The organism is Devosia rhizoryzae (assembly GCF_016698665.1).
GTDB lineage: Bacteria > Pseudomonadota > Alphaproteobacteria > Rhizobiales > Devosiaceae > Devosia > Devosia rhizoryzae.
On sequence record NZ_CP068046.1, the window covers coordinates 752,677 to 765,002 of the forward strand.

The 12,326-nt window shown below is 62.4% G+C and carries 7 protein-coding genes; 5 read left to right on the plus strand and 2 right to left on the minus strand.

Annotation, left to right across the window (positions count from 1 at the left end):
- The first annotated feature begins 31 nt into the window (after positions 1 to 31).
- A complete protein-coding gene (locus JI748_RS03805) occupies positions 32 to 3,391 on the plus strand; it encodes a hybrid sensor histidine kinase/response regulator (RefSeq protein WP_201635224.1) in 3,360 nt (1,119 codons plus the stop codon).
- Complete coding sequence (locus JI748_RS03810; protein WP_201635226.1) at positions 3,378 to 4,289, plus strand: response regulator transcription factor; 912 nt, start codon at positions 3,378 to 3,380, stop codon at positions 4,287 to 4,289. Before JI748_RS03805 ends, JI748_RS03810 begins: the two co-directional genes overlap by 14 nt.
- A 272-nt stretch (positions 4,290 to 4,561) precedes the next feature.
- Here JI748_RS03810 and JI748_RS03815 read toward each other — a convergent pair whose 3' ends face one another.
- Positions 4,562 to 5,086, minus strand: a complete 525-nt coding sequence (locus JI748_RS03815; RefSeq protein WP_201635228.1) for a superoxide dismutase family protein — start codon at positions 5,084 to 5,086, stop codon at positions 4,562 to 4,564.
- 104 nt (positions 5,087 to 5,190) lie between these two features.
- Between JI748_RS03815 and JI748_RS03820 the strand changes: the two genes are divergently transcribed.
- Positions 5,191 to 7,362, plus strand: coding sequence for an FdhF/YdeP family oxidoreductase (locus JI748_RS03820; RefSeq protein ID WP_201635230.1), 2,172 nt, complete (start codon positions 5,191 to 5,193; stop codon positions 7,360 to 7,362).
- Here JI748_RS03820 and JI748_RS03825 read toward each other — a convergent pair.
- Entirely contained in the window at positions 7,359 to 9,527 is a 2,169-nt protein-coding gene (locus JI748_RS03825) for an AI-2E family transporter (RefSeq protein ID WP_201635232.1), read from the minus strand. The two genes, JI748_RS03820 and JI748_RS03825, sit on opposite strands and share 4 nt — an antisense overlap.
- 139 nt (positions 9,528 to 9,666) lie before the next feature.
- Between JI748_RS03825 and ettA the strand changes: the two genes are divergently transcribed.
- Both ettA and nudC read left to right on the plus strand, forming a co-directional pair.
- Entirely contained in the window at positions 9,667 to 11,322 is a 1,656-nt protein-coding gene (ettA, locus tag JI748_RS03830; protein ID WP_201635234.1) for an energy-dependent translational throttle protein EttA, read from the plus strand.
- Positions 11,323 to 11,387: 65 nt separating this feature from the next.
- Positions 11,388 to 12,320 carry an NAD(+) diphosphatase gene (gene nudC, locus JI748_RS03835; protein WP_201635236.1) on the plus strand — a complete coding sequence of 311 codons (933 nt, stop codon included), beginning with the start codon at positions 11,388 to 11,390 and terminating at the stop codon, positions 12,318 to 12,320.
- The last annotated feature ends 6 nt before the right edge of the window (positions 12,321 to 12,326 follow it).

Sequence of the window (12,326 nt, forward strand, 5' to 3'; positions counted from 1 at the left end):
TTCTGAGCAGCGCTGCGGACTGGTTAAGAACATGGCACGGCAGCGGATCATTCCGATCAGGCGCGAGTATAATCGCTGGGTCGCCGACCAGACGCTGGAAGACTATGCGCTGCGCTTTACCGCCAAGTCGGCGCGGCGATTTTCCAACGATCGCATTAGCCAGACGGCGATCGGCGCCATCTCTTTTCTCGCACTTGAGGCCATAGGTGGTAGCATTACGCTATCCTTTGGCACGACCAATGCGCTGATCGCGATAATCGTGGCGTCGATCGCCATTCTGGCCATCGGGGTGCCGATCTCGCGCTACGCGACGCGGCATGGAGTCGATGTCGATCTGCTGACGCGTGGGGCCGGGTTCGGCTATATCGGCTCGACGGTGACGTCGCTGATCTATGCGAGCTTCACCTTCATCCTTTTTGCGATCGAAGCCTCGATCATGGCCAGCGCCCTGCAGCTGGCCTTTGGGCTGCCGCTCTGGATCGGGTATATCATATCTGCTGTGGCGGTGATCCCGCTGGTGACGCATGGGATCAGGATGATCAGCCGGTTCCAGCTGCTGACCCAGCCGGTTTGGATCGTGCTTAACATCCTGCCTTTCATCTTCATCGCCTTCATGGACTGGGAGAAGTTCGACCTGTGGCGCGCTTTCGAGGGCGTGGGCGTCCAATCGACCGGGAGCGTCGCGGCGTTCGACATTGCCAAGTTCGGGGCGGCCTCGGCGGTGATCCTGGCGCTGATGACGCAGATCGGCGAACAGGTGGACTTTTTGCGTTTCCTGCCAGCGGAAGGAGCGCCGAAATGGCGGCAGAAGCTCGGGATTTTCCTTGCCGGGGCAGGGTGGGTAGTGATGGGCGCGCCCAAGCTGATCGCCGGCTCGTTCCTGGCGTTCCTCGCGCTTTCGGTCGGCGTCGCGCCCGAGCATGCGTCGGAGCCCGGCTACATGTATGCCGTGGCCTTCGGTTATATGGTGCCAAACGAAGTGCTGGCGCTGTTGATGATGGCCGTGTTCGTCGTGGTCAGCCAGCTCAAGATCAACGTCATGAATGCCTATGCGGGCTCGCTGGCCTGGTCGAACTTCTTTTCGCGGCTCACTCATTCCCATCCTGGCCGCGTCGTTTGGCTCCTGTTCAACGTCGCCATCGCGCTGTTGCTGATGGAGCTTGGCATCTACCGGCTGCTGGAAGAAACGCTGGGCATTTTTTCGATCATTGCCATGAGCTGGCTGTGTACGATCTCGGCGGACCTTTTCATCAACAAGCCGCTGGGCCTTGCGCCACAGGGCATCGAGTTCAAGCGAGCGCATCTTTACGACATCAACCCGGTTGGCGTCGGCTCAATGCTCCTCGCAACCACGATCGCGCTCACCGCCCATTTCGGCGCCTTCGGCGAGATGGCAACGGCGCTGGCGCCCTATATCGCGCTCATGGTCTGCCTCGTTGCGGCGCCGACCATCGCCTGGGCCACGAAGGGCAAGTATTACCTGGCGCGCAAGCCGCGCAAGGCGTGGCAGTCGCGGCCCTCGGTCACCTGCTCGATCTGCGAGCATCCCTTCGAGCCCGAGGACATGGCCTGGTGTCCGGCCTATGCCGCGCCGATCTGCTCGCTCTGCTGTTCGCTCGATGCGCGCTGCCACGACATGTGCAAGCCGCATGCCCATTTCCGCGCGCAGACGCATGCCGTGGCGGCGACAGTCCTGCCGGAATGGGCAATCGCCAAGCTCCAGAGCCGGGTCGGGCGCTACGGGGTGTCGATGGCTCTGGCCTTGGCCTTCCTCAGCGTCGTCATGGGATTGATCTATTATTTCGCCAGCCGCACGGCGCCGGACACTGCCGACGTGGTCGGCGGGACGCTCCTGGTGGTCTTCTTCGTGCTGGCGGTGACGGCCGGCGTTTTGACCTGGTTCCTAGTTCTGGCACATGACAGCCGGCTGGTGGCCGAAGAAGAGAGTTCGCGCCAGAACACGTTGCTGCTCAAGGAAATCGATGCGCATGGGCGCACCGATGCCGAGCTGCAGCGCGCCAAGGAAAAGGCTGAAGCCGCCAACCAGGCCAAGTCGCGCTATGTCGTGGGCCTCAGCCATGAGTTGCGCACGCCCCTCAACGCGGTCATGGGCTATGCGCAGATCCTCGAGCGCGACGCGGCCGTGCCCGAAAACCGGCGCGGCTCGGTACAGGTGATCCGCCGTAGCGCAGAGCACTTGTCCGGGCTGATCGATGGCCTCCTCGATATTTCCAAGATCGAGGCGGGACGGCTGCAGGTTTATTCCAACGAGATCAACATCCAGGATTTTCTGGACCAGATTGTCGACATGTTCCGCCTTCAGGCGCAGGCCAAAGGTCTGGAGTTCCGGCACAGCCGCGCCAAGGGCCTGCCGGTTTATGTGCGGACGGACGAGAAGCGGCTGCGGCAGATTCTCGTTAACCTCCTCTCCAACGCCATCAAGTTCACCGCCGCCGGCTATGTCCGCTTCGACGTCGGCTATCGCATGCAGGTGGCAAGTTTTGTGGTCGAGGACAGTGGCAGCGGCATCGGGCCGGACGATATCGAACATATCTTCGAGCCCTTCGTGCGCGGCGAAGCAGAAAAGAACCGTTTCACGCCGGGGCTCGGGCTGGGGCTCACGATCACCAAGCTGTTGACCGAGACGCTGGGGGGCGAGATTACCGTGTCTTCGGAAGTCGGTGTCGGCACGCGGTTCCAGGCTCGGCTGATGCTGGCCAAGGTGGAGCGCCCGGCCAAGCGCGTCGCGGCGCGGGAGGTTATCGGCTATGCCGGTCCACGGCGCACAATCATGGTGGTCGACGACAACCAGGATCACCGCGAGCTGATGCGCGAGTTGCTGTCGCCGCTCGGGTTCACGGTTCTTATGGCCTTCGATGGGCCGAACGCCCTGACGTTGATGGACGCCATGCCGCCGGACCTGTTCTTCGTCGACATAAGGATGCCCGGGATGAGCGGCTGGGACCTTGTCGCTGCCTTGCGCGATCGCGCTGTCGCGGCGCCGATCGTGATGCTGTCGGCCAATATCGGCGATGGTGCCAATCCGACCGGGAAGGATGCGGGGCATTCGGATACGTTGGCCAAGCCCTTCGATCTGGCGCAACTGATCGACAAGTTGGGCACCCAGCTGGGGATTGAATGGCTGCATGCTGAACGGGCCGCGCAGCCGGCAGCTGCGCAAGCGCTGGTGTCGCCCGGTGTCGAGCACTTGCGCGAGCTGGCAAGCCTGGGGCAGATCGGACATGTGCGGGGTATAGAGGCGAAGCTGGTGGAATTGGCCGCGGAAGAGGCTAACCAGCCACTGGTCGAGACGCTGCGCCGGCATATGCAGGCATTCGATTTCGATGCCTATGCCGAAACGCTGGAGCGGGTGGGCCATGAAGGGGATTGAGAAAGAACAGGACATCGTTCTTCTGGTCGACGACTCGCCGGAGTCGCTGGGCTTCCTAACGGCAGCGCTGGAGCATGACGGGGTGACCGTTCTCGTGGCGCGCAGTGGCGAGGCCGCGCTTGGCATCGTCCTGCGGGTCACGCCCGACGTCGTGCTGATGGATGCGGTCATGCCGGGGCTCGACGGTTTCGAGACCTGCCGGCAGATGAAGGCAATGGCGGCGCTGACGCATGTGCCGATCATCTTCATGACCGGGCTGACGGAAACCGAGCATATCGTTCATGCGCTCGAAAGCGGCGGCGTCGATTACCTTTCCAAGCCCATCAATGTGGATGAGCTGCGCGCCCGCATCCGGGTACATTTGGTCAATGCGCGGCGGGGGCAAAGTGCGCGGATTGCACTCGATGCGGCGGGGCGGCACCTGGTAGCCTTCGGCGCGGACGGTTCGCTGCTGTGGTCGACGCCGCAGGCGAACCGATTGCTGGAGCGGTCCGGCTTTGATGCCGCGCGGCAGGCGACCATGTCGGAGGGATTTCAGACATGGCTTTCCGAGCCGACAAGCAGCGGTTTCGATCTTCCGCAGGCCGGCGTCTCGGCCCTGCAGTTTGCTTATCTGGGCACGGTTGGGTCCGACGAATACCTTTTCCGCCTGTCGCGAATGCAGAGCGAAGGCCAGGAAGAAACGCTGCGGCAGCAGTTTGGGCTGACGCAGCGGGAGAGCGAGGTTTTGCTGTGGATCGCGCGGGGCAAGGCCAATCGCGATATCGGCGAAATCTTGGGGCTGAGCCCGCGGACCGTCAACAAGCATCTCGAGCAGGTTTATGCCAAGCTGGGCGTGGAGAACCGCGCATCGGCGGCTATTCGCGCCGTGCAGCACCTGCAGTCGCCGCTCGATTGATCACAAGTTTTGTCGTCATGACAATGTCGGGAACCGGCAAACCATTCCTCCGTTCATTAGGCGAACCGGTTGCAATAGCCATCCGGGACCTTTTCTGACGGACCGCCAATAGAGCCTCCGTCATCCGATCGGTGGCAGGCCGCAGAGGTTGACGCTCCTTTGTACGCCGCCCCGGAGGGCGCGAAACCTCGGTTTCGCGCCCTGCTTTTTTGCGCCTCGCGCATCACTTCAACATGGCCAGAAAAGCCCCGCGCGTGGCGGGGCTTAGAGGCTTATTCGGCGGCGGGTGCCTCGAGCACAGCGCAGACCAGGCGATCGCCGGAATTGCCGGATGGGTCGGTCATCTGGTCATCAGGATCGGCATGGATGATAAGGGCGGTGCCGTCCTCGTCGAAGACATAGCCGTCCTCGCCTTCGGTCAACGAGATGGTGTCGGTCGAAAGGTCAAGCATGGCCATGCCATCCGCATCGAACGTGGCGTTGGGCAGGTCGCCGGCATGGGTGCCTTCGGGGTTTTCGAGACCATGCTGGTGTTCGGTGGGATTGAAGTGGCCGCCGGCGGATTCGAACTTGGCGGCAGAGTCGCAATCACCGGTGGTGTGGAAGTGGATGCCGTGCTCGCCCGGCTCAAGGCCCATGACGTGGCCTGAAATGGCGACAGAGTCGCCGTCCTGGGTGAGCGAAACCGTGCCGGCTTCGGCTCCGTTGAGGTCGATAAAGGTTCCTTGGGCTTCTTGCGCCACGACGGGCGTCGCCAGCAGAAGGGTCATCAGGGAAAGGCCGGTGATCATGCGCATGAGGGTTCCTCGCTCCATTAACTCAAGTTGAAACGGAGGCAGGGGCCGAGTGTTCCCTTGCGCTGGTCGTCGTCTCATCCGACAATGGAGGCAGGGAGATTTGCATGGCCGATACAAGTCAGATCGTTGGGGGCGGGCCGAAGAAGGTTCTCTATACGCTGTCGACCATTGGCCGGATGGGCGTGGGGAAGGCAGCCAAGGCGCTGACCGCCAAGAATACCTGCAAGGCTTGCGCCTATGGCATGGGCGGCCAGCATGGTGGGATGACCAACGAACTCGATGAGTTTCCTTCGGTCTGCAACAAGAGCGTGCAGGCGCAATCGACCGATATTCAGCCGCCGATCCCACGGCAAATCTTTGAGCACTCCATTGCCGATCTCGCCGAGCTCAGCGGCCGCGAGATGGAGCGGCTAGGCCGACTGGGCACGCCGTTGTTTCGCCGGGCGGGGTCATCACGTTTCGAGCCGATCGAGTGGGACGCGGCGCTCGACCATGCGGCGCATCGGCTCGCCGAGACCAATCCGCAGCGAAGCTTCTTTTACTCGTCAGGACGTTCGTCGAACGAAGCCGGCTTCCTGTTCCAGCTCCTGGCGCGGGCCTTTGGCACCAACAACGTCAACAACTGCTCCTATTATTGCCACCAGGCAACGAGCGAGGGTTTGGCGACAACGATCGGCAAGGGCACGGCGACGGTCGAGCTCGAGGATCTGACCGGGGCCGACCTGATCTTTGTCATCGGTGCCAACCCGTCGTCCAACCATCCGCGCTTCATCCACATGCTGAAGAACTGCCGCGAGCGGGGCGGGCAGGTGATCGTCATCAACCCGGCCAAAGAGCCGGGGCTGGTCAAGTTTGCCGTGCCGAAGTCGCCGCTCTCGATGCTCAAAGGCGGCAGCGAGATCGCTTCGGATTATTTGCAGCCGCGGATCGGGTCGGACATTGCGCTGTTCAAGGGGCTGGCCAAGGCGGTGCTGGAACAGGGAACAGAGGACCGGGCGTTCATTGCGGAACACAGCCTGGGGTTCGAGGCACTGCGGGCTGATCTCGATGCCATCGGCTGGGACGAGATTACTGCTGCCTGCGGCCTGTCACGCGATGAGATCGAGCGAGTGGCTGCGGCCTATGGCCGGGCGGAACACGCCGTATTCGCCTGGGGCATGGGGATGACACACCATGTGCATGGCAGCGAAAATGTTGAAGCCATCGCTAATCTGGCGCTGCTGCGCGGCATGATCGGCAAGCGCTTTGCCGGGTTGCTGCCGCTGCGCGGACATTCCAACGTGCAGGGCATCGGCACGATCGGGGTCAAGCCGGTGCTGGCCAGGGATGTGCTGGCCAAGATGGAGGCCGCGTTCGGGGTCAGTTTTCCGGAGGAAAAAGGGCTCGACACCATGGCCTGCCTCAAGCGGGCCGAGGCCGGGGAGATCGATGCCGCGGTGATCATGGGGGGCAATCTTTGGGCGGCGACGCCCGATACCGGTTTTGCGACGCGGGCAATGGCGGAAATCGGTTTCAAGCTTTTCCTGACCACGACGCTCAACCAAGGACATGTGCATGGGCTGGGCGATGGCGAGGCCATGATCCTGCCGGTGACGGCGCGCGACGAGGAGTGGGAGCCGACGACGCAGGAGTCGATGTTCAACTTTGTGCGGCTCTCGGATGGCGGGATAACCCGCATCGAAACGGTGCGGCCGGAAAGCTGGATCCTGGGTCAGCTCGGCAAGCGTATGCTGCCGGAATCGCCGATCAATTTCGAGGCGTTCTCCGGCCATGCGCGCATCCGCGATGCGATTGCGGCCATCGTCCCGGGCATGGAGGACCTCGCCGACCTTGATGTCGCCAAGCGCGAGTTCCACATCAAGAACCGTGTGCTGCATGCGCCCAGCTTCGGCACAGCGGACGGCAAGGCGCATTTCGTGGTTACGCCGATCCCCGCCCTGGCGCCTGATCATTTGCTGCTGGCCACCGTGCGCAGCGAGGGGCAGTTCAACTCGATCATCTATGAGGAAACCGATAGTTATCGCGGCCAGGCTGGCCGGCGTTCGATCTTCCTCGGGGCTGCGGATATGGAGCGGTTTGGGCTGAGAGAAGGGCAGGGCGTTGTCGTCAGCTCGGAAGCAGGCCGCATGGAAGGGGTCGCGACGCTGTTCGACCTGCCGCGCGGATCGGTGCTGGCCTACTACCCCGAAGCCAATGTTCTGGTCGGGACGGCAGTCGATCCGCGCAGCAAGACGCCGGCGTTCAAATCCGTGCCGGTGACGATCTCCGCCGCCTAGCCGAAGCGCTTGACCAGAGCATCAGCCTCGGCTTGCAGCCGGGCTGTATCCTCGGCGGTGAACGGGTGTGGATCGTAGTCGATGAGGGCAAGCGCACCGGCCTTGGTGCCGTCGGCGAGCACCAGCGGCACGCCGGCGTAAAGGTCGATGCCGTTGGTCAGCATATAGGCGTTCTCGCCGACCTTGTCGTTGGTTTCCGTGGAATGGACGACCAGGGGCTCATTGCCTTCGACCACGAGCTGGGTGAGGCGCAGGGCGTCTTCGTCCTGGCTGTGGCGTTCGTCGTTGAGGAGGTTGATGAGGACTGCTGGGACGCCGAAGCGCTTGGCGATGGCATCCAGCTCCTGGCCCAGTTCGTCGTCGCCGCGTCCGAGACCAGCGAAGGGCTGACGCTGCATTTGCGTGCCGTGGCGGAATTTGGGAGCCTCAAGCGCCACGATGCCGTCAACGGCAGCATCGAACTGGTGGAAGACGCTATCGACGTGGAGCGTCTCGGTGGTCTCGTCGGCGGCAAGGGGGTTAAGTACCACGGCGACAATCTGCAGCTCAGGCGCCATGCGGCGGATGCGGCGCGCAACGTAGCGGCACTGGGCGCGGATATCCGTTCCCATGAAGACCAAAGCCAGTGTCGTGACACCGGTCAGGTCCAGCCGACCGATTGATTCTTGGCGGATCGCGCCGGGTGGGAGGACATTGGCTTGCAGCTCTTCGTCGGCAAGCTGAACACCGATCAGTCGCGCGGCGCCTTCGTCGATTTCGGTCCGTCCGCCGATAAGCAGCACGGGCGCATGGTCCTTGTAGCTCGGCTCCAGCACGGTTTCGAGCACCCGATCAAAGGTGCTGATTAGCTGGCGGCGCTGCGCCAGCGATTCTGGCCGGTCCGAGAGTTCGGATGTGCCGAGGCGCAACGTGCGGAGGAGGACGTCGGTCACCAGCGTGCCCTTGCCATGTTCTTCGAGGAAGGTCTCGCTGTGCTCGATGGCGTCTTCGGTATTGCCTTTGAGCATGCGCTGATAAAGCCGCTCGGCGGGCGACAGGACGGGCTCGCTGCCGAGCAGGGTTTCCAGGAACTGGAATTGCGGCAAGTGACGGCCGATGACGACGAGGCATACGGTCATCGGCGTGGCGAGGATCAGACCCACAGGACCCCAGAGGGTTGCCCAGAACATGGCCGACAGCAAAATGGCCAGCGGCGAAACGCCGGTGTTCTTGCCGTAAAGGCGCGGCTCGATGATGTTGGCGGTGGTGAGATCGATGACCAGGAACAGGCCCACCGACAGCAGCAGCATGTTCCAGCCCGGATCGACCGCAAAGGCGAGGGAGAAGGGCAGGACGGCAACGATCAGCGCGCCGACGAAAGGAATATAGCGGAAGAGGACGATCAAGAGGCCCCAAAGCGGAGCACTGGGCACCCCGATCAGCCACAGCCCGGTGCCGAAGATGATGCCATAGGTGGTGTTCACCATCAGCTGGATGATGAGATAGCGGCCGACGCGGCGGCTGGCATCTGTGATGGCGAGGTTGGTGAGCGAATAGCGCCCCGCGCTGACGAGACGGATGAACCGGTCCTGGAGATCGGCGCGACCCATGAGGAGGAAGATCAGGAAGACGGTGACGATCGCGATCGTCGCAACTGGTCCGACGATCGATCCCATGACCGAAGTCAGGAGGTTGAACGGCCCCAGTTCATTGGAAATGGTGACCGGTATGGGACGGATATCGCCGATGTCCTGTGCGGCGGCAGGATCCTCGGCGGCATTTTGTCCGAGGCTGGACATCATGTTGGTGAGTTGATCGAGCCAGGCCACGTTGCCGAACTGGGCCTGGAGGCCTGCGACCTTGGACTGGATGGTCTGCTGATAGCCGGGCAGGGCGCTGGCCAGATGCGCAATCTGCGTTCCAGCCAAGAGCGCAAAGGCGGCGAGCACGGCAAGCGCCAGCAGCACGGCGAGGATCACCGCTGCCGGATCAGGCAGATGCAGACGATTGCTGAGCCAGCTCACCAGCGGATTGAGGGCGAAAGCGAGAAGGATCGCCAGCACCAGCGGCACGAAAATGCCGGCTCCGAAATAAAGCAGCGCTGCCGTAATGGCAAAGACTGCGATGCTCTCAAAGGCTGATACCCGGCGACGCGTCAACTGGGGAGAAGTGGGAAGTTCTGACACGTTTGTGATCCTCAACGTGCAGAGGAATGTTCGGCTTTCCGCTTGGTTCCTCCGGCAGGTCCTGAGGCGTTGCCCCGGGACGGCGCTTGGCCTAAATAGGCGTCAACACTCCCACCCCTTTTCAAGGTTGCCCCGACTTATGGCCCGCCAGTTCATCTATCACATGCACGGAATGTCCAAGGCCTATGCCGGCGGCAAGAAGGTGCTCGATAACGTCAACCTCTCCTTCTACCCCGACGCCAAGATCGGCATCCTCGGCCCCAACGGTTCGGGCAAGTCGACGCTGCTCAAGATCATGGCCGGCATGGATACCGAGTTCACCGGCGAAGCCTGGGCCGCGGACGGCGCCAAGATCGGTTACCTGGCGCAGGAGCCGCAGCTCGATCCGGCGCTGAACGTGCTCGGCAACGTCATGATGGGCGTCAAGGAGAAGAAGGACATCGTCGACCGCTACAACGAGTTGATGATGGAATATTCCGACGAGACCGCCGACGAGGCGAGCAAGCTCCAGGACATCATCGACAGCCAGAACCTGTGGGATCTCGAATCGCAGGTGGAAGTGGCCATGGAAGCCCTGGGCTGCCCTCCGGGCGATGCCGACGTCACCAATCTTTCGGGTGGCGAGCGCCGCCGCGTGGCACTTTGCGCGCTGCTCCTTTCCAAGCCCGATCTCTTGCTGCTCGACGAACCGACCAACCATCTCGACGCCGAAACCACGGCATGGCTCGAACGGCACCTGCGTGAATTCGAAGGCGCGGTGCTGATCATTACCCACGACCGCTACTTCCTCGACAATGTCACCGGCTGGATCCTCGAACTCGATCGCGGCCGCGGCGTGCCCTATGAAGGCAATTACTCGGCTTATCTCGAAGCCAAGGCCAAGCGCTTTGCCCAGGAAAAGAGCGAAGACGCCGCCCGCGCCAAGGTGCTGGAGCGCGAAAAGGAATGGATGGGCCAAAGCCCCCAGGCCCGCCAAGCCAAGTCCAAGGCGCGTATCCGGGCCTATGACGAACTGGTCAAGGTCAACGAAGCCCGCACTCAGTCGCACACGGCGCAGATCATCATTCCGCCCGGCGAACGGCTGGGCCAGAACGTCATCGATGTCGAGGGGCTGACCAAGTCCTTCGGCGATCGCCTCCTGATCGACAATCTCACCTTCAAGCTGCCGCCGGGCGGCATTGTCGGCATTATCGGGCCGAACGGGGCGGGCAAGACCACGCTCTTCAAGATGCTGACCGGCCAGGAAAAGCCCGATGCGGGCTCGGTCACGGTCGCTGAAAGCGTGCATCTGGGCTATGTCGACCAAAGCCGTGACTCGCTCGATCCCAAGAAGACCGTCTGGGAAGAAATCTCGGGCGGCGACGAAGTGTTGTTGCTCGGCAAGCGTGAAATGAACTCGCGCGCCTATACCTCGACCTTCAACTTCAAGGGCGGCGACCAGCAGCAGAAGGTCGGCAACCTCTCCGGTGGCCAGCGCAACCGCGTGCACCTCGCCAAGATGCTGAAGTCCGGCGCCAACGTCCTGCTGCTCGACGAGCCGACCAATGATCTCGACACCGAAACCCTCGCGGCGCTGGAAGAAGCCCTCGAGGAATTCGCCGGCTGCGCCGTGATCATCAGCCACGATCGCATGTTCCTCGATCGCTTGGCGACCCACATGCTGGCCTTTGAAGGCGACAGCCATGTCGAATGGTTCGAAGGCAATTTCCAGGACTATGAGGCGGATAAGGTTCGTAGGCTGGGGGCCGACGCGGTGAACCCGAAACGGGCAACGTATAAGCCGCTGACGCGGTAAAGCGAGGGACGCTCCTGCTGCTTTGCGGGAGCGTCTTTTTTCCCGAACAAGCCGCGAAGACCAAGATGCTTAACTTTGCCTTTTCTGCGGGCGCGCTTGATCGTGCTGCGCATTTGCGTCCGGCAGGAGTGCCGGACGGCTCTTCAAGAGCCATGGTCTTTTGGCGTGGCAAGCTCTTGGTAGATGGCAACGGCAACACCGTGCTTGCGCCCCTGGATCATCCCGCCTTTGCCAATATTCGGGATATTCCAGTGTTTATTGGCCTCACCCCGGAGGGCGCGCGCTACGCCGCTGACCTGGCCCTTTGGGTCCCATTGGAGGATGCGGCGACGATCGGTGAGTTCGTGGATCGGAGCGAGCAGGTTCATCCTGCCTGGCCTTCGGCGAAGTTCGTCGAAGTGCGCGGCATCATGGCTTCGCTCACCCCACTTGAAGGCGAATGCGTCGCAACTGCGCGGGCGCTGTTGTCCTGGCATGGGTCGCACCGCTTCTGCGCCAATTGTGGTAATCCGAGCGTTGCTGCAGACAGCGGTTGGGTCCGGAAATGCGCAGCTTGCGGAACGCACCATTTTCCCCGCACCGATCCTGTGGTCATCATGGCGATCACCTCTGGGAACCGCCTTCTGTTGGGCCGCGGAGCGAGCTGGCCGGAGGGCATGTATTCGCTGCTCGCCGGCTTCGTGGAGCCGGGCGAGGACATCGAAACCGCCGTGCGGCGCGAGGTCTTTGAGGAAAGCGGGATCAAGGTCGGCAGCGTGACCTATGTGGCTTCTCAGCCTTGGCCTTTCCCGATGTCGCTGATGTTCGGGTGCCTTGGTGAAGCCATGTCCGAGGAGATCACGCTCGACCTCAAGGAACTGGCTGATGCCCGCTGGGTGGACAGGGAAGAGGTCAGGACGATCTTGGCTGGCACGCATCCCACGATTGCCAAGCCGCGCTCAGGCGCTATTGCGGGCGCCTTGATCGAAGGCTGGGCGGACGGAGGCCTTGCCCGCTAGAAGATC